Origin of the sequence: Silvibacterium dinghuense (assembly GCF_004123295.1) — a bacterium.
Classification (GTDB): domain Bacteria; phylum Acidobacteriota; class Terriglobia; order Terriglobales; family Acidobacteriaceae; genus Silvibacterium; species Silvibacterium dinghuense.
This window is the reverse complement of record NZ_SDMK01000001.1, coordinates 1,338,992-1,357,545: the sequence shown is the minus strand read 5'-3', so window position 1 is coordinate 1,357,545 and position 18,554 is coordinate 1,338,992. Positions and strand designations below refer to the sequence as shown.

Annotated in this window: 11 protein-coding genes; 8 read left to right on the top strand and 3 right to left on the bottom strand. The window is 62.6% G+C overall.

The window, feature by feature from the left end; translation table 11 throughout:
- Nucleotides 1–65 precede the first annotated feature (65 nt).
- Nucleotides 66–3,494, bottom strand: a complete 3,429-nt coding sequence (locus ESZ00_RS05320; protein WP_129207109.1) for a TonB-dependent receptor — start codon at nucleotides 3,492–3,494, stop codon at nucleotides 66–68.
- Nucleotides 3,495–3,741: 247 nt separating this feature from the next.
- Here ESZ00_RS05320 and ESZ00_RS05315 point away from each other — a divergent pair, with 247 nt between their 5' ends.
- The 4 genes from ESZ00_RS05315 to ESZ00_RS05300 are packed head-to-tail and all read left to right on the top strand — an operon-like array spanning nucleotide 3,742 to nucleotide 10,373.
- Nucleotides 3,742–4,500: an electron transfer flavoprotein subunit beta/FixA family protein gene (locus tag ESZ00_RS05315; RefSeq protein WP_129207108.1), complete on the top strand. Its 759-nt coding sequence runs from the start codon at nucleotides 3,742–3,744 to the stop codon at nucleotides 4,498–4,500.
- A complete protein-coding gene (locus ESZ00_RS05310; protein WP_129207107.1) occupies nucleotides 4,497–5,459 on the top strand; it encodes an electron transfer flavoprotein subunit alpha/FixB family protein in 963 nt (320 codons plus the stop codon). Before ESZ00_RS05315 ends, ESZ00_RS05310 begins: the two co-directional genes overlap by 4 nt.
- A gap of 12 nt (nucleotides 5,460–5,471) precedes the next feature.
- Nucleotides 5,472–7,955, top strand: a complete 2,484-nt coding sequence (locus ESZ00_RS05305; protein WP_129207106.1) for a (Fe-S)-binding protein — start codon at nucleotides 5,472–5,474, stop codon at nucleotides 7,953–7,955.
- 54 nt (nucleotides 7,956–8,009) lie between these two features.
- Nucleotides 8,010–10,373 (top strand): glycoside hydrolase family 31 protein, encoded by a 2,364-nt coding sequence (locus ESZ00_RS05300; RefSeq protein WP_129207105.1) that lies wholly within the window; start codon nucleotides 8,010–8,012, stop codon nucleotides 10,371–10,373.
- Between the two features lie 140 nt (nucleotides 10,374–10,513).
- Here ESZ00_RS05300 and ESZ00_RS05295 read toward each other — a convergent pair whose 3' ends face one another.
- The gene (locus ESZ00_RS05295) at nucleotides 10,514–11,071 is read right to left on the bottom strand and encodes a KdsC family phosphatase (protein ID WP_129207104.1); all 558 of its coding nucleotides are present in this window, start codon (nucleotides 11,069–11,071) and stop codon (nucleotides 10,514–10,516) included.
- Nucleotides 11,072–11,148: 77 nt separating this feature from the next.
- Here ESZ00_RS05295 and ESZ00_RS05290 point away from each other — a divergent pair, with 77 nt between their 5' ends.
- Nucleotides 11,149–13,536, top strand: coding sequence for a glycosyl hydrolase family 95 catalytic domain-containing protein (locus tag ESZ00_RS05290; RefSeq protein WP_129207103.1), 2,388 nt, complete (start codon nucleotides 11,149–11,151; stop codon nucleotides 13,534–13,536).
- Between the two features lie 79 nt (nucleotides 13,537–13,615).
- On the opposite strand, the gene ESZ00_RS05285 is transcribed toward ESZ00_RS05290, so the two are convergent.
- Entirely contained in the window at nucleotides 13,616–14,359 is a 744-nt protein-coding gene (locus ESZ00_RS05285) for an SDR family oxidoreductase (RefSeq protein WP_129207102.1), read from the bottom strand.
- A 73-nt stretch (nucleotides 14,360–14,432) separates the two neighbouring features.
- Here ESZ00_RS05285 and ESZ00_RS05280 point away from each other — a divergent pair, with 73 nt between their 5' ends.
- The 3 genes from ESZ00_RS05280 (at nucleotide 14,433) to ESZ00_RS05270 (ending at nucleotide 18,508) form a co-directional block, all read left to right on the top strand.
- The gene (locus ESZ00_RS05280; RefSeq protein ID WP_164981354.1) at nucleotides 14,433–15,338 is read left to right on the top strand and encodes a LysR family transcriptional regulator; all 906 of its coding nucleotides are present in this window, start codon (nucleotides 14,433–14,435) and stop codon (nucleotides 15,336–15,338) included.
- Between the two features lie 102 nt (nucleotides 15,339–15,440).
- Nucleotides 15,441–15,788, top strand: coding sequence for a PadR family transcriptional regulator (locus ESZ00_RS05275; protein WP_129207100.1), 348 nt, complete (start codon nucleotides 15,441–15,443; stop codon nucleotides 15,786–15,788).
- A 2-nt stretch (nucleotides 15,789–15,790) separates the two neighbouring features.
- Nucleotides 15,791–18,508, top strand: a complete 2,718-nt coding sequence (locus tag ESZ00_RS05270; RefSeq protein ID WP_229740973.1) for an ABC transporter permease — start codon at nucleotides 15,791–15,793, stop codon at nucleotides 18,506–18,508.
- Nucleotides 18,509–18,554 lie beyond the last annotated feature (46 nt).

Sequence of the window (18,554 nt, the reverse complement as noted above, 5' to 3'; positions counted from 1 at the left end):
CACGTCTCAGAATCGAGACGTGGGGCACCCAGGGGTTGTGTTTTGTATCTGTGACTATTACGAAATTAGAAGCGGAGCGTGCCGGCGAACTGCAGGGCGCGTCCGCCGCCGATGCCGTTGATGCCGGTGCCGCTGCCGACGGTGCTGGTTACGTGACCGAAAGTGGTGCTGGTGATGGAGCTCGAAGGGCTGTTGAACTGCGGCGTGTTGCTGAGCTGGAAGGCGTCGGCGCGGGTTTCGAGCGAGACATCCTCCCAGATTTTGAAGGTCTTGAAGAGCGAGACATTGTCCTGGATGTATCCAGGGCCGTAGTAGGCGTTGCGGCCCACGTTGCCCATGGTACTGCCGTAGACGAGCTGGCAACTGCCGGTGGTGGGGCAGCCGGCGGGCTGTGCGAAGGAACTGGTATCAAACCACGCGCTCGCGGTGCCGATGCCCTTGAGCTTGTGGAAGGGTTTCACCAGGTTCGCCATCTGTTGCTGGCCGGGCGTATTGATCGTGCCGCCGTTGGCTTCGACGTCGAAGGGCAGGCCGGAGTAGATGGAGATGATGGCCGAGAGCTTCCATCCGCCAATGACGGATGCGGCCACACCGTGATTGAGCCAGCGCTTGTTCGGGCCCCAGGGTAGATCGTAGGTGAGGCTCTCCTCGAAGTTGAGGCGGTGATCGAAGTCATTTGGCGCGTAGTTGTGGCGCTGATCGAGCCAGAAGAGCAGGCCGCCGTCGTCGCTGGTCTGATAACCGAGGCCCTTGCCCCAGGTGAAGGAAGTGATCACGCCAAGCGAGTTGGCGAAGCGGCGGTTGAGCTGCGCCTGGAGCGACTGGTAGTTCGACGAATAGCCGAGAAAGTAGACGGTGGTGGCGGCGCTGCGGCCATAGGCGATGTATTCGGGTTCGCCGGCGGTGCCGAGGCCGAGTGCGGGCGGCAGGTTGATGTTCTGCGACGAACCGATGTGCACGCCGTGATTGGCTACGTAGGAGAGAGTGAAGGTGAACTGCGCGGGCAGCGACTGCTGCACGGCGACATTCCACGATTCGACGTAGGGGTTGTAGAAGTCCTTGGGGATGACGACGTAGGACTGGCTGATGGGGGCGGAGAGAATGCCGTTCGCAGGAATGGTGATGGCCGCGGGCGCAGGAAATCCGGCCTGGAAGGTGGCCGTGGCACCGCTGCTCAGCAGCGCCGGCTGGTAGGAGTTGAGCTGCTGGTAGCTGTTGTTGGCGCGGACCGGATAGTTATAGGCGTAGGTGTCGTCTTCAAACGGCGTGTAGCTGATGCCGAAACCGCCGCGGACGACGGTCTGCTCGGTGGCGCGATAGGCGAAGCCGACGCGCGGCGCGAAGTAGTTGTAGCGGGTCTTCATGCCGAGATTCGAAGGGTTGTTACCGATACCGGCGATGACCAGCGTGTTGTTCGAGGGATCGTAGTTCGAGAAGCCGCCTGATTCCTTCGGCGTCGCCGGCGGATAGAGTTCCCAGCGCACGCCGATGTCGGCGGTGAGCTTCGGCGTGACCTGCCACTTATCGCCGGCGAAGGCGAAGAACCACCATTGGCGATAGGCCGGGAAGTAGGTGTTGAGGTCGCGGCCTTCCTGCGAGGGGACATCGAGCAGGAGGCTGGCCATTTCGTTGGCGATGTTGGTGGAAGCACCGGGCTCGGAGGTGTTGTCTTCGCTGAAGGTAATGGCTCCGCGGGGGCTGAAGGTCTGGTCCTGGAGGAGATCGTCGTGGATACGGCGAACATCGACACCGAATTTGACGGTGTGATTGCGGATGATCTTGGTCCAGTGATTGACGGCGTCGATGTTGGTCTCGGTGCGCACCCAGGGGAGTGAGGCCGAGTAGCCGATGAGCGGATTGCTGGAGAAATCGCCGAGGAAGATGCCGACCTGTCCGCTGGTGAACTGGCTGATGTTCACGCCGGGGATGCCGGTCTGCGTGGCGTAGTCGGTGCCGTAGCCGGAGGGGGTGGCGCTGTTGCCGTAGTGTGCGACGCCGATGCGGGCCTCGGTGAGCAGCGTGCCGGAGAAGGCGCGGTCGTAGTTGAGGCCGGTGCTGTAGGTGTTCTGCTTGCCGGTGCCGGCGAAACCACTCTGCGCGGGACCGCCGCCGGCGTCGCCGAAGGCCGGAGCCTGGTAGATGTTCACGTTCTGCGCATTGTAGCGGCCGCTGAGGTGGTCCTTGGGCGTGATCTGGTAATCGATCTTCGCGTCATAGCGGGTGGTGGTTTTCTGGAAAGGCAGGTTGATGGAGTAGTTGTTGGTCGGCGAGGTGGTGCTGGTGGCGACGTTGGTGTTGGGCGCGGGGAGCAGCTTCATCAGCGCGATGGAGACGGGATTCACGCGAGAGTAGGGAATCTGATTATTGGCGAAAGGCGTGCGGCCGCTGCCGTCGGCGTTGCCGGTGGCGGGGTCATAGATCTGGCCCTTGCCGGTGGAGGTGAGCGGGCCGCTCAGGTCGATGTAGCCGGCTGCGTTGGGTGTGTACCACTGCGGAGACGGAATGGTGAGGATGTTGGAGTTAGCTTCGTGATCGGGCGAGCGGAAGTAGTCGCCGTAGAAGAAGAGCTTGTCCTTGAGAATGGGTCCGCCGAGACCACCGCCGAAGTAGTTGTAGGCCAGATGGCCGACGCTGGTGTTGAAGTAGGCTCGGGCATCGAAAACGCTATTTTGCACGTATTCCGTGGCCATGCCGTGGAACTCATTGCTGCCGGATTTGATGATGACGTTGGCCACGGTGCCGATGGCGCGGCCCAGTTCGGCCTCGAAGTTGCTGGTTGAGACGTCTACGGTCTGGATGGATTGCTGTGGCGGGATGAGGATCTGCAGCAGGCCGGTGCGCTCGTCATCGTCAATGCCTTCGATCTGGTAGCTGTTGCCCATGCGGGGCTGGCCGTTCACCTCGGTCTGGATGGAGCTGGCGGCGTTGAAGAACTGCGAGTGCTGGAAGACGGGCGGTCCGACGCCGGGCACCAGCGTGAGCAGGCTCTGGAAGTTCTGATTGACGGAGAGCGGCATATTGCCGACGACGTGCGACTCGATGTTCATGCTGACGTCGGCACGGTCGGTCTGCATGATGGCCGGCGCGCTGGTGACGACGACGGTTTCGCTCACGCTGCCGGGCTGGAGAGCGAGATCGACGCGGGTGGTGGTGTTGACCTGCACGTCGACGTTCTGGCGGCTCTCTTTCTTGAAGCCCTTGGCGGTGGAGCTGACGGTGTAGGTGCCTGGCGGCAGATTCGGAAAGGTGTAGTTGCCGCTCTCGTTGGTGACGCCGTTGTGCTGGATGCCGGTGGCGCTTTCGGTGATCTGGATGGATGCATTGGGGACGGCGGCGCCGGTGTTGTCGGTAACCGTACCGAGAAGAGTGGCGGTAACCGCTTGCGCGTGGAGGCGAGGCGTAACGAAGAGTAAGCCAAGGGTGAGGGCGAAAAGCGTAAGCAGCGCGGTGTTCCATTGCCTGCGCTGGCCTGTGGGGGGCAGGGTTTCAGGCATGAAGGTCTCCGGAAATAGATAAGAGTGCAGGTGGAGCGGAATGTGCGAAGCGTCAGCCGAAAGCGCTAACGCCTTCCGGGTTCAAGCTGATACGCCGTATCGCGGAGAGCTGTCAAGCGATGGGGGTGATCATGGTGGTGCGCGGAGAACTTAGCGCACGCGTTTTTTGTCTGCACTGCGGGGTGCGCTGTACGGTAGAGCGGGATTGCAGCTAGTATTCTCGGTTGGCCTTTGGAGCGGAATAACGATGCGAGTGATGGCGTTGATCCGCCAGGTCCCGGATGGTGAGGAGAGTGTACGCATCCGGGATGGCGCGGTGGATCTGGCAAACAGCAAGCTGGTGATGGACACCATGGACGAATACGGGCTCGAAGAAGGGTTGCGGCTTCGTGAGAAAACCGGCGATGGCGAGGTGGTGGCGGTGGGTGTGGGGCCGGCGCGGATGCGCGAGGCGCTGCGCACGGCGCTCGCCATGGGCGCGGATCGTGCGATCCATGTGACGACGGATGTGGCGCTCGATCCGATTGCTCTGAGCCGGGTGATGGCGATGCTCGCAAAGGAAGAGCAGGCGGAACTCATCCTGTGTGGCGGGCAGGAGACGGATTGGGACAGCCAGGCGCTGGGGGCGGCGACAGCCGAACGGCTGGGATGGCCGCAGGTGACGTGGACCAGCGCGCTCGAGGTCGAGGGCGGGGTATTGACGGGCCGGCATGATGTGGATGAGGGGAGTGAAAGCTTCCGCGTAGCGCTTCCGGTGGTGATCACCACGCAGCAGGGGCTGAATGAGCCGCGCTATCCGACGCTGCCGAACATCATGAAGGCAAAGAAGAAGGAACTGCGCGAGGAGATGCTGGAGCGCTTCGGCGTGCGGCCGCTGGTGCGACGGGTGAGCGAGGAGATCCAGGTGAAGGAGCGGCGGCGGAAGATGCTGGACGGCAAGGATGCGGCTGCGGCAGCGACGGAGCTCGTGCATCTGCTGCGCGAGGAAGCGAGGGTGATCGCGTGATCCTGATTGTGGCGGAGCACAGCAACGGCAAGCTGGCCCGGGTGACGCGCGAGATGGTGAACTGCGCGCGTGGGTTGGGACGCGAGGCGTCCATCGCGATCCTGGTGCTGGGCAAGGGCGTGGCCGCAGTCGCGAATGAGGCGGCGCAGCTTGCAGAACAAGTACTGGTGGCGGACAGCGACCATCTGGCTGTGCACGATGCCGAGCTGTGGGCTGCGGCGGTAGCGCAGATTGCGAAAGAAGGCGATGCGCACACCGTGCTGGTGAGCGCCGGGCGCGGCGGGCGGGCGTGGAGTCCGCGCGTGGCCGTGAAGCTGGAGGCTCCACTGCTCGAAGATGTGACCTCGCTGCGCTATGAGGACAGCGGATACGTGGCAACGCGCTTCACGTATCTGGCGCGCGTGACCGAGACAGTGCGGGCCGAGGCTGCAGTGGTGGTGGCGAGCGTAAAGCCGGGGGCATTCGATCCGGCCCCATTTGATTCGGCGGCGTTGAGCAGCGCGGGTGAGCAGTTCGATGTGGATCTGGATCTGCCGCAGCGGCGCGTGGAGGTGACGGGACGTTCGGCCGAGAAGTTGTCGCGTGTTTCGCTGGCCGAGGCGGAGATCGTCGTCTCCGGCGGGCGCGGCGTGGGCACGGCTGAGGGCTTTACCGCGCTGGTGGAGGGGCTTGCCGACAGGCTGGGCGCGGCTGTAGGCGCGACACGCGCGGTGGTCGATGCCGGATGGCGTCCCTATGCGGAGCAGGTGGGGCAGACGGGTAAGACCGTGCAGCCAAAGCTCTACATCGCGGTGGGCATCTCGGGGGCGGTGCAGCATCTTTCCGGCATGAGCAAGAGCCGCACCATCGTGGCGATCAACAAGGATGGCGAGGCGCCGATCTTCAAGATCGCCGATTACGGCATCGTGGGCGATGTGCAGCAGGTGGTGCCCGCGCTGATCGAGAGGCTGAAGCAGTAACAGCGAGGCGCAATGCTCCCACTCGGCCAGAGATACGCCTTCGCAGTCTTTGCGTTCATCACGCTCGTGGCCGGCGCGCGCGGCTTTTATGGCGTGTATCGGCGCATCCGGCGCGGGCGCGCCGAGGTGGAACCGCACGGGGACGATCTGCCACGGCGCGTGATCTACGCGCTGATGACGACGCTGACGCAGTCGCGGACCTTTCGCCGGAGGCCGTGGGTCAGCTTCTTTCACGCATTTATCTTTTATGGGTTCGTCTTCTATATCCTCGTCAACTTTGTGGATGCGATCGAGGGCTTTGTTCCCCTGCGCATCTCGTCAGCGAGCGCGTGGGGTGCAGCGTATCAGCTCTTCGCCGATGTGCTGAGTGCGCTGGTACTGGTGGGAGTGGTGGCGCTGGTGGCGCGGCGGTTTCTACTGCCTGCGCGGCGGGATTTTCTCTTTAATGATCAGACGCTGTTACAGAACGATGTTCGCAAAGGGAAAATTGCGCGGGATTCGCTGATTGTCTCGGCGTTCATCCTCTTTCATGTGGGCAGCCGTGCGATGGGCGCGGGGGCGCGACTGGCGGTGGATGGCCCCGATCCCTGGGAGCCGTTTGCAAGCATGATTGCGGGGCTGATTCCAGCGCAGAGCGCCGAGGCATGGCGCGAGTTCGGCTACTGGGGCGCGCTGGGCAGCGTGCTGGTCTTCCTCGCATATTTTCCGTATTCGAAGCACCTGCACCTATTCCTGGCTCCGGTGAATTCGCTGCTGAAGCGTGAGGCTGGCTCGGGTGTGCTGCCTCCTGTGGAGGTCAATCTCGAAGCGGAGGAGGGCTTCCAGATTGGCGCGGAGCGGCTCGAAGAGCTGGGCTGGCCGCGGCTGCTCGATGCGTATGCGTGCATCCAGTGCAATCGGTGCCAGCAGGCATGCCCGGCGACGGCGACGGGCAAGTCGCTGAGTCCTTCCGCGATCGAGATCAACAAGCGTATGGAGCTGAATCGCCTTGCAGGGACTGGATTCGATAAGGGCGAGGCGAGTCCGCGGACGTTGCTCGAGTTTGCGCTGACGCCGGAGGCGGCGTGGGCGTGCACGACCTGCGGCGCATGCGTGGCGGTGTGCCCGGTGGAAGACTCGCCGATGCTGGACATTGTGGAGGTGCGGCGGCAGCAGGTGATGATGGCCGGTGAATTTCCCGCGCAGCTGCAGACGGCCTTTCGTGGCATGGAGCGCACGCAGAATCCATGGGGCATCAACCACGAGCAGCGCATGCAGTGGGCCGAGGGGCTGCGGGTGCCGACGGTCGAGGAGAACCCTGAGGCCGAGGTGCTGTACTGGGTGGGCTGTGCGGCCAGCTATGATCCGCAGGCCCAACGCACCGCCCGGGCGCTGGTGAAGCTGATGGGCGAGGCGGGAGTGAGCTTCGCGGTGCTGGGCAAGCGCGAGTGCTGCACCGGTGACAGCGCGCGGCGCGCGGGCAACGAGGTGCTGTACCGGTCGCTGGCGGAGAAGAATGTTGCGACGTTAAATAATTTTCGATCAAAGACGATTGTCGCGAGCTGTCCGCACTGCCTGAATGCGATCGGGCATGAGTATCGGCAGCTCGGAGGCGAGTATCAGACGGTGCATCACAGCGAGTTGCTGGCTTCTCTGGTAGCGCAGGGACGGCTGAAGCCGCAGGCGACGGGCGTCGACATCGCGTATCACGACCCGTGCTACCTGGGGCGCCACAACGGCGTGTACGAGGCGCCGCGCGAGGTGCTTCATCAGATCGGCAAGGTTGCGGAAATGCCGCGGGCGAGGGAGAACTCCTTCTGCTGTGGCGCGGGCGGGGCTCAGTTCTGGAAGGAAGAAGAGCCGGGCACTGAGCGCATCGCGACGAACCGTATGCGCGAGGCGAAGGAGACGCTGGCGGGCTCGCCAGGTGGAGTGCTCGCGGTGGGGTGCCCATTCTGCAAGAGCATGCTTTCAAGTGCGCCGGGCGGTGCGGAGACGGTTGTGGTGAAGGACATCGCCGAATTGCTGCTCGAGGCGGTGGAAAAGGGGTCGGGCATGATCGCTGCAGTTCCGGCGGCGGTTGAGGATGCCGCAGTTGTGCCCGCGCCCGCGGTCGTGGCGGTGGTGGAAGAGGCGGCCGCTGTGCCTGCTTCGTTCGTGGCGATCGAAGAGCCGAAGCCCGTGGAAATGGCTGCTCCGCGTAAGAAGTGGTCGCCTGCCGGAAAACCATCGCCGCCCGTGGATGAGGCCAGGACGGCTGCGTCTGCAGGGACGACGGCAGCGCCAACGGTGGCCGAGCCGGAAGTGCCTGTGGCTCCGCGTAAGAAATGGAATCCGGCAACGGCGAGAGAAGTTGAGAAGCCGGCGGTAGAGTCCTCAGTGGATGCGAGCAAAGGTGCAGTGACGGAGAGTTCTACGGGCACTGCTCAGGAGACTTCGTCCGCCACAGAGGCGTTGTCTCCGGCTGCCGCGCCGCGCAAGAAATGGCAGTCAAAATCTGGAAAATCCCTCAACTAAAACCTTTTTGCTCGTATTGTGATAGTTTTCGGGTGAAGGTTTCCGGAGTTCCGAATGAAGCGTTTTGTTTTCTCTGCCGCCCTCTCCGTTCTGCTGCCTGTTTCGTTTGCCGCTGCCCAGTCTCCGGCGACGCATGATCGCGTCGTGGTGACCAAGGGCAACAGCACCATTGTCTTTGAGCCGTATGCGCCGAACATTGTGCGTGTGACCCTGAGCCTGCTGAAGGACAAGGCAGAGGCCGCTCCGGGATACGGCATCACGGCGAAGCCCGATGATGCAGATTGGAAGATAGAGCATCGCGACGGTAACACGGTGTATGCTTCGCAGCGCATGACGGTGACGCTGGCCGGCGATCATCCCTGGAAGCCGGTGCAGACGCAGATCGATATCGGAAAGTTCTTCGGCGGCTCGACGCCGGGCGCGGACATCGATTTCCGCACGGCGGATGGCCGCGAGTTGACGCATATGCAGGGCTGGCAGCAATCGGTGCCGAATCCGAAGGATGGCAATGCCGAGATTCTGAACCAGCGGCGGCCGACGGACGATCCGTTCTTTGCGGTGGGCGCGAGCTTTGTCTCGCCCGAAGACGAGCACTATTACGGGCTGGGTGAGAACCAGGAGGGCTTCCTCGATCATCGCGGCCATGTTGTCCGCTGCTGGCAGGACTACAACGCGCCGGCGGGGCCGAGCTCTTGTGTGCCGTTCCTGGTTACCAATAAGGGCTATGGCATCCTGTGGGACAACCCGTCGCAGACGACGATCATGCCTGGCTTCAACGAGCAGACACGGTGGATGTCGCAGGTGGGCGACCGCGTGAGCTTCTTCGTGATTGCGGGTAAGACGACGGACGAGATTTACGAGGGCTACCGCCTGCTGACCGGCGCGACGCCGCTGCTGCCGAAGTCGGCGTATGGGTATATCCAGTGCAAGCAGCGCTATCGCTCGCAGGCCGAGGTGATGGCCGTGGCGAAGGGTTATCGCGACCGCGGGCTGCCGCTCGATACCATCGTCGTGGACTGGTTCTACTACACGAAGATGGGGCAGATGGACTTCGATCCGACACTGTGGCCGGACCCGAAGGCGATGAACGACGAGCTGCACGCGATGGGCATCTCGACGATGATCAGCGTGTGGCCGCGCTATGTGCCCGATTCACGCTACTATCCTCTGCTGCTGAAGAACGGATGGTTCGAGCACAAGGCGGACGGCACGCCGACCGATGGGCTGCCCTATGACAAGGCGGGCTCGGATATCGATACGACGAATCCGGCTGCGGCGAAGTGGTACTGGAACGCGATCAAGGACAACATCCTGAGCAAGGGATTCAGCTCGATCTGGGCCGATGAGACGGAGCCGGATCTTCCGCCGCAGGGCAGCTACTTCTTCATCGGGCCGGGCACGGAATTCTACAATCCGTATCCGCTGTTTCACACCGCAGCGATCGCGGACGGCTTCCGCCGCGACACGAATGAACGGCCTCTGATTCTTTCGCGCGACGCGTTCACGGGCATCCAGAAGAACGGCGTAATCGTGTGGTCGTCGGATATTTTTCCGACGTGGGACACGCTGAAGCGGCAGGTGCCGACAGGGCTCGATATGACGGCCTCGGGCATTGCGAACTGGAGCAACGACACGGGAGGCTGGCAGTATCTGCCAGGCGAGCATCATCCTGCGCACAAGCCGCTGCTCGATCCATCGGATGCGCGTGACAACGTGGGCGGTTACGACGATTATCCGGAACTCTACACGCGCTGGTTTGAGTACGCGACGTTTCTGCCCATCTTTCGCACACATGGCAGCAGGAACTTCAACGAGGTATGGTCGTATGGGCATGAGGCAGAGCCGATTCTCGAGAAGTACCTGAAGCTGCGCTACACGCTGATGCCGTATATCTACTCCACTGCTTACCATGTGTACCAAACCGGCGCTCCTTCCATGCGGGCGCTGTTTATGGACTTCCCGAAGGATGCGAAGGCCGCCGAGATCACGGACGAGTACATGCTGGGACCGGCATTTCTTGTGGCTCCTGTGACCGACCAGGGCGCGACGAGCCGCGAGGTCTATCTGCCTGCGGGCACGGACTGGTACAACTACTGGACGAACGAGAAACTGCACGGCGGGCAGACGGTGACGGTGCAGGCGCCGATCGATACGATTCCGCTGTTTGTGCGCGCAGGTTCGATTCTGCCGCTGGGCGCACCGATCCTGAGCACGGCGCAGAAGCAGGCCATTGCAGGAGTGAAGGTGTATCCGGGCGCGGATGCGACGTTCACGCTCTACGACGATGACGGCACGACCGAGGCGTATCTCAAAGGGAAGGACAGCGTTACCGAGTTGCGCTGGGATGATGCGGCGAAGAAGCTGCGGCAGTCGGGATCGAAGGTGGAACTGGGGAGCGTCGAGGTGGTCGGGGACTGACCGTCCAGGCCCTCCGCCTTCGGCTGGTTCGCGCCGAGCGATGCGCCTTCGGCACCCGCTCCCTTTGGCTGCGATCTGAGCGCTTCGGAGACCCACCCATGACCGAATGCCTGTCATGGGTGGGGCACCCGGATTCGTTACTATGCGAGGGCTTTGGGGATGGCTTCTTCCCAGCGGCCCTGGGACTTTAGGATAAGCTCGATAACTTCGCGGGCTGAGCCTTTGCCGCCGCCAAGTCCGGTGATGTAGTGGGCTGCGGCCTTGACCTCGGGAACAGCGTTCGAGACTGCAACAGCCAGGCCGACGCGCTGCATGACGGGGAGATCGGGCAGGTCGTCGCCCATGTATGCGACCTCATCCGCAGTCACGCCTGCATCTGCCATGCACTCTTCGAAGGCCTGGGTCTTGGTGGCCTGTCCGAGATAGACGTAACTGACGAGCAGCTCCTTGGCCCTTTGTTGCACGGCAGGAGATTTGCGGCCGGTGATGAAGCCGGTCTTGATGCCCATGATATGGGCGAGTTTGAGACCGGCGCCGTCCGCGGAGTTGAAGACTTTCATTTCGGCGAGGCCGGTGCCATCCGGGTGAGCGATGAGGCAGACACCGCCATCGGTAAGCGTGCCGTCGACGTCCATGAGGAAGAGCTTGATGCGTCGCGCGCGCTCGTGAAGCGCCGGATCGATCACAGTATCGGTCATGCCTTCATGATAGTGCGTGGCGCGTATGATTTTGTGGACTCCTGCTTTGTCCTGAATCCATCACGAAAGATGACACTGTGAAATTGATTCCTCGCTGTTTCGTTGCTGCCTGTCTTGCGCTGTCTGCCTCTGCCTCGCTTTCTGCCGCAACCACGGCGTGGTCGGGCAAGGAATTTGCTGTCGATGTGCCCGGTGTCGTTGGCCGTTCAGACATTATTCTGCACAGGCCGAACCTGCTGCCGCGTGCGGCGCTTCCGCTCGGCAATGGCCGGCTGGGTGTCGCGGTGTGGTCGGCGGATGGCTTTACGGCGCAGTTGAATCGGGCGGACACGCTGCCGCGGCGGCTCTCACCGGGGCAGATATCGATTCCGTCGCTGGCGGCGCTGACTTCGGCGAAGGATTATTCGGCGAGGCTCGATCTTTATAACGGCACATTCGAGGAGCAGGGTGCGGGCATTCACCTGAAGGCATGGGTGGAAGCGGAGACGGACGCGTTGGTAGTGGATGTGACGGGGCTCGATCCGCATGCTGCGCAGACTGCGGTGCTGGCGTTGTGGCCTCCGCGCGCGCCGCAGGTAGAGCTGCGCGATGGGTTGGGCACTCTGGCAGAGACGTGGATAGACAACACGGAGCCCGGCGCGACAGGTAAGCAGTTCGGATCGCTGGCGGCGGTGAGCACGGCGGGGCTGAAGATGATCTCGTCCGGTAAGGATGAGCGATCGGTGAAGCTGGCATTTCTGCCGGATGCGGCCGGGCACTTCACGCTGCGCGTGGCTGCGCCGGGCTACAAGGGCGAGGGCGATGCGCGGGAGATTGCGGCGAAGGCGCTTGTCCCGGTGAGTCCGGAGGCGCATGCGGCGTGGTGGCATCGCTTCTGGAGCCGGGCGGGGCTGATCAAGGTGACTTCCGCAGATGGCTCAGGTGAATACATGGAGAGCCTGCGCACTTTGTTTCTATTTACGTCGGCAGCGCAGAGCGGGAGCGAGTTTCCGGGCTCGCAGGCGGGGCTTGCGGATATGTTTTCGTCGGTGCGCGACAACCATAACTGGGACCCGGGCGCGTACTGGCACTGGAACCTGCGCATGCAGGTTGCTGCGAACCTGGGCGCTGGTCTTCCGGAGCTGAATGAGCCATATTTCCGGCTATATCGTGAGAATCTTTCGAATATCGAAGCGTGGACGAAGGCGCATATGGGCGGGCGTGAAGGCATCTGCGTGCCGGAGACGATGCGCTTCAACGGGCCGGGCTACGAGTTCGAAACGTGGGGGATGGATAAGGGCGGCAAGGGTGTGATTGGGCTGAACTGCGATGCCGGTTCGCAGCCGTATTACAACGCGCGGACGATCTCGACGGGCGCCGAGGTCGGCTACTGGATCTGGCAGCAGTATCTTGCTACGGGCGACCGGAAGTTTCTCGAGGAAAACTATCCGGTGATGGCTGCTGCTGCGCGTTTTCTGCTGAGCTATGAAAAGCCGGGAGCGGATGGGCTGAACCACACCAGTCCAACGAATGCGCATGAGACGCAGTGGGATGTGAAGGACTCGATTCTGGACTTGTGCGCACGGATGACTCTTTACCGGGAGACGCTGGAGGCTGCGCAGTTGCTGCACACGGACGCGGCGCTGGTGCCGACGCTTGAGGTGGCGCTGAAGAAGATTCCTGGGCTGCCTTTGACACAGGCGGGCAAGGCAGAGAGCCTGCTTGCGGCAGATAATAGCGAAGCGGTGATTGCAGATTCGTATGATCCTGCTGCGGAGAATCATAATGTGGAGAATCTCGGCCTGGAGCCGGTATGGCCGTGGAGTCTCGTCACGCCGGATTCGCCTCTGTTTGCGGTGGAGCGGCGGACCTTTGAGCAGCGGCCGTATCCGGTGAAGGAGGATTGGAGCTTCGATCCGATCCAGGCCGCGCGGCTGGGGCTAGGTAAGGATATGGCTTTGACGCTGGTGGCGCTGACCGAGGAGTATCAGCAGTATCCGAATGGCTTTGCGAACTGGGGTGGTGAGGGTGGTGAGTTCTACATCGAGCAGATCGGCGTAGTCACAACGGCGCTCAATGAGGCGCTGGTGCAGGACGTGGATGGTACGATCCGCGTGGCGTCGGCGATTCCGCCAGGGTGGGATTTTGCAGGCAGCGTGTGGGTGCGCGGCCGTACGAAGGTGGATGTAGAGACTCACCATGGCGCAGTCAGTACGGTGGTGATCGAGGCCGGGACGAATGGGCCGCTGATGATTGAGAATCCGTGGCCGGGTGAGACGCTTCAGGTGACCGAGCACAGCGAGCACGGGAACCATGCCATACAGGTTTCAGGCAAGAAGCTCACGCTGCATGCCGAGGCGGGTAAGGACTATGTTTTGACGCCGGAACATGCCTCGATGGAGGAATTCGCCGCTGTGAGTGGTTCGCCGGCAACGGCTCCGAAGCATCTCGGCAAGGTGATGCTGGGGCTGGCTGCGGGAAACTGATTTGTAGCAGAAGCAGTTCCAAATACAGAAGGGCAGCGGGCACAGCGGCTACGTGCTGTGCCCGTTCTTCTGCCTGGGTTTAGATCAGGCCGCCGTTGGCGCGGATGTTCTGCCCGGAGACCCATGCGGCTTCCTCGGAAGCCAGCCAGGTGACGACATTGGCGATGTCCTCCGTGGTGCCAAGGCGGTTGAAGGCGGCCAGGGATGCCATGCGTTTCCGGTCCTCTTCGGTCTTGCCCTGGTTAAAGAGCTCGGTGTCCACCGGTCCCGGCGATACAACGTTCACGCGGATTTTGCGCGGGCCGAGCTCCTTGGCGAGGACATGACTGAACTGCTCGACGGCGCCCTTGGTGGCAACGTAAATGGCATAGGTCGGCAGCATGAGAGCGGTGGTCGACGAGGAAAAGTTGATGATGGAGCCGCCGTCGTTGAGGCGCGTGGCGGCGAGCTGGCTGGAGAGGAATGTCCCTTTCACATTGACGGCAAAGAGGCGGTCGTACTCTTCCTCGCTGACTGCGGCGACAGGCTTGTAAAGGATGAGGCCGGCATTGTTGATGAGAATGTCCGGACGTCCGAAGTTCGATTCTGCCGCATCGAAGCTGGCGAGCGCGCCCTCGCGGGTGCTGACATCTCCCTGCACGGCAATGGCGCGGCCGCCGGATTGCTGGATGGAGGCGACGACGGCCTCGGCTTCAGCCTGGCTGCGTGCATAGTTGACGACGACGCTCGCGCTTTCTGCGGCGAAGCGGCGGGCGATGGCGGCGCCGATGCCGCGTCCGGCTCCGGTGATGATGGCGACCTTATTCTCAAGAAGCTTGCTCATGGTTTCAGATCCTTTCACTGCGTTAGAGGCGGGAGGAGTGACGAAGGGATCATGCATTGTTAGCATGCGTATCATGCGTCCAGTGCATCTTCGGAATCTCGATCTGAACCTGCTGATGCCGTTGTACGCGCTGTTGAAAGAGCGCAGCGTAACGCGGGCAGCACAGCAGGTAAATCTAAGCCAGCCGGCCATGAGCCGTGCCTTCGAGCGGCTGCGTGAAGTGCTGGGAGACGAGCTGCTGGTGGGCCGGCGCGGGCGTTATGAGCTGACGGCGCGTGGCAGCACGCTGTTGCGCGAATTGGAGCTGCTGCTTCCGCGGCTGGAGCGGCTGTGGGCAGGAGAGAGGTTTTCGCCCAGGCACAGCATGGAGCGGGTAAGGCTTTCGATGACGGATTTTGCAGCGTCATTACTGCTGCCGCGGCTGATGCTGGTGCTGGCGGAGCGTGCGCCTGGTCTGAGGATTGAAGTCGCGCCGCCTCGCGAAGGGAGTTTTGAGGATGCGAGTGCAGGACGGGTGGATTTCATCTTCAGTCCGCTTGCTGCGCCCTCGGCGTTGCGTGTGGAGGTGCTCTTCGAAGAGGATTTTGTATGCCTGGTGGCGAAGGCGCATCCCTTTGCCGGGAAGCAGTTCGGACTGCGGGAATATCTGGCGCAGGGGCACATCGTGATCGATACAGAGAATGGTCGGCAGACCCTGGTGGACCGGCCACTGGCCGAGGCCGGGCATCATCGCAGGAGCGTGTTGCAGGTGCCATTCTTTGTGTCGGGCGCGCTGGCGCTGGAGGGCACGCGGCTGGTGCTTACTGTGCCACGGCGGCTGGCCACGCTGGCGGCGCGGCATGCGCGGGTGAGGACCATCGAACCGCCGAAGGAGATCCGCGGCTTTTCCTACGCGATGAGCTGGCACCCGCGGCTGGAGCAGGAGCCGCTCCATGCATGGTTTCGCGAACAGGTGCGGGAGATTTGCGCGGATCTCTAGCCGGGGCTATCTGTCAGAATCTGCACCCTTGAGAACACTTTGCGGCAGGTTCCACTTGACATTCCAGTGAAGGTGGAGGATGCTGCGGGTGAGATCACTTGGATGCCTAGTAAAGATAAAAACTCGATGCAGCTGCTCCAGGGGACGCTGGACCTGATCATCCTGCGCACGCTTTCGGCGATGGGTCCGCGACATGCGTACCAGATCTCGACGCGGCTGCAGCAGGTTTCCGATAGTCTTCTGCAGTTGAACCAGGGGACGCTTTACCCCGCGCTGGTGCGGCTCGAGCAGTATGGCTGGATCAAGGGCAGCTGGGGGATGACGGAGAACAACCGTGAGGCGAAGTTTTATGCGATCACGAAGGCGGGCGAGAAGGCGCTGGCTGAAGAGAAAGCGCGGTGGAGACAGATGGCCGGGCTGGTGGAACGCGTGCTGCTCGAGGAGCACTGATCATGCGTGCGATACGGCGCCTTGTGATCCGCATGCGTAGCCTCTTTACGAATGAGAGGCAGGAGGCGGAGCTGGAGCGCGAGATTGCCGGGCATCTTTCGTTTCTCGAAGACGAATTCAGAAGCCAGGGGATGAGCGCAGAGGATGCGCGGCTGGCTGCGCGCCGGGCGTATGGAGGGGTCGATCAGGTGAAGCAGATGCATCGCGAGGAGCGTGCGTTCCAGGGCATGGCGCGGCTGACGATGGATCTGCGCTATGCCTGGCGGCAATTGCGGCAGTCGCCGGGCTTTGCGCTGATGGCTGTGCTGATGCTGGCGCTTGGCATCGGCGCGACGACGACGATCTTCTCGATCGTGGAAGGCGTGCTGTTGCGGCCGCTGCCTTTTCCTGAGCCCGGCCGGCTGATGATGCTGGGCGATGTGCTGGAGGGATCCAACTGCGCCTTCTGCAGTCAGCCACGGGTGACGGCGACAGATGTCCGCAACTACATGCGCGACTCGCACAGTTTCACGCACCTGGGCGGATATCAGGAAGTAGCGTACGAACTCTCCGGCAATGGTGAACCGCTGGCAATCGATGCGGCGCGCATGAGCGGAGAGACCTTTGCCGCGCTGGGCACGCAGCCGCTTCTGGGACGCGTGTTTACGCAGGCCGAGGACGATCAGAACGCGCCACTCGCGGTGTTGAGCTATGGCCTGTGGCAGACGCGCTTTCACGGGGATGCGGGCGTGCTGGGAAAGAAAATTCTTCTCGCCCGCAAGCCATACACGGTGATCGGTGTGATGCCGCGCGACTTCGCATTTCCTTTGATCCAGGGACGCCTGGATCAGAGCCAGTTATGGGTGCCGATGAGTCCTGAGCCGTGGGAGTTTGCCGCGGGATCTGCTGCCTCCTGGCGCATGCGCATGGTGGGACGGCTGGCGCCGGGTGTAACGCCGGAGCAGGCGCAGCAGGATGCAGAGCGCGTGGCGCAGGCGACGATGCGGGATTATCCGGCGTTCATGAGCAGCTTAAGAATTCGAGCTGTGGTGAAGCCGCTGCGCGAGGACACGGTGAACGGCGCGCGGCCATTGCTGCGCACATTGTTCTTTGCCGTGGTGGTGGTGCAGCTGATTGCCTGCGCGAACCTGGCGGGACTGCTGCTGGTTCGTTCGATCGGCCGCAGGCGCGAAATCGCCGTGCGCATGGCGTTGGGCGCGCGTGCCGGCGCGCTATTGCGGCAGGCCGTGGTGGAGAGCATGCTGTTGAGCCTGGCCGGCGGAGTTCTTGGCCTGATGCTGGCATGGATGGCGCTGCGCGTGGGGGTGAGTCTGCTGCCGGAAACATTGCCGCGTCTGCAGGAGATTGGCCTTGACTGGCAGGTGGCCATCTTTGCTCTGGCGGTCGCGGTGCTCACAGGGTTTGTCTGCGGCCTTGCTCCTGCGTTCGCGGCTATCCGCACCAGCGTGAACGAGACGCTGAAGCAGGGCGGACGCACGGGCACGGCGGGGGGAGGCCATACGCGTCTGCGGACCATCCTCGTAGTGGGTGAGATCGCGGTGGCGATGGTGCTGCTCACCGCGTCGGGGCTGCTGCTGCGCAGCTTCGAGAAGATGCGCGAGGTAGATCCGGGCTTTCAGCCGGATCACACGCTGGCGGCGTTGTATGTGCTGCCGCTGATGCATTACGCCACCCAGGATGGAATCGATCGCTTCAACGATCAGCTTCTCGAGCAGTTGCGTGCGCTGCCGGCGGTAAAGGCCGTGGGAATCAGCTCCATGCTGCCGTCTGCTGGGAACTCGATAGGGGTCTCGGTGATTCCGGATGGCTATGTTTCGGCGAAGTCGGAGGGGCTGCACATGGTGGCGCCCTCGATGGTGCTGGGCGATCCGTTCGCTGCGCTGGGGATTCGCATGTTGCGCGGCCGCGCGTTTACCGATGCGGACAAGGCCGGCGCGCCGCTGGTGGCTATCGTGAATCACAAATTCGCTGAGCACTACTGGCCGGGACAGGATCCGGTCGGCAAGCGGATACGGCGCGGGATGCCGGAGACGGTTTCGCCGTGGATGACGGTGGTGGGTGAGGTGGACGATGTGAAGCTGGGAGCTGCCGACGATAAGACGATGGAACAGTTCTATCAGCCGGCAACACAGCTGGTGGCGTCAGAAGGTGCGCTGGCCTCGGCTGGAGAGCTGGATGCCGACGATGGGTGGATCGTGGTGCGCTCCGCGGTACCGCCGCGGCAGATGGAGGATGCGCTGCGCAGCGTGGTGCAGCGCATCGATCCCCAGTTGCCGCTTTACCAGATGCAGGCGCTGCAGGATGTGGTGGCAGAGAGCGAAGCGCCGCGACGGTTCAATACCACGCTGATCACGAGCTTCGCGCTTGCGGCGCTGTTGTTGAGCGTGCTGGGGATTTATAGCGTGATTGCCTTTTCCGTGGCGGCCAGACGGCAGGAGCTGGCCATTCGCGTGGCTCTAGGCTGCAGGCGTACGCGCATCCTGCGGCTGGTATTGACTTCCGGCCTCAAGGTGGCCCTGGCGGGGTGCGCACTGGGTGTATTGGGTGCAGCGGCTGCATCGCAACTGCTGCGCTCGTTTCTGTTTGGTGTGAGCCCATTCGATCCGCTGGTGCTGGGGCTTTCCGCTCTGGGGATGCTGTCGGTTGCTTTTCTTGCTTCGGCGCTTCCGGCGAAGCGGGCTGCTCTGGTCGATCCGTTGCTGGCGGTGCGCAGCGAATGAGCATGCGTGAGAGAGAAGCAGCAGTGCTGCCGGGGAAAGGGGAATC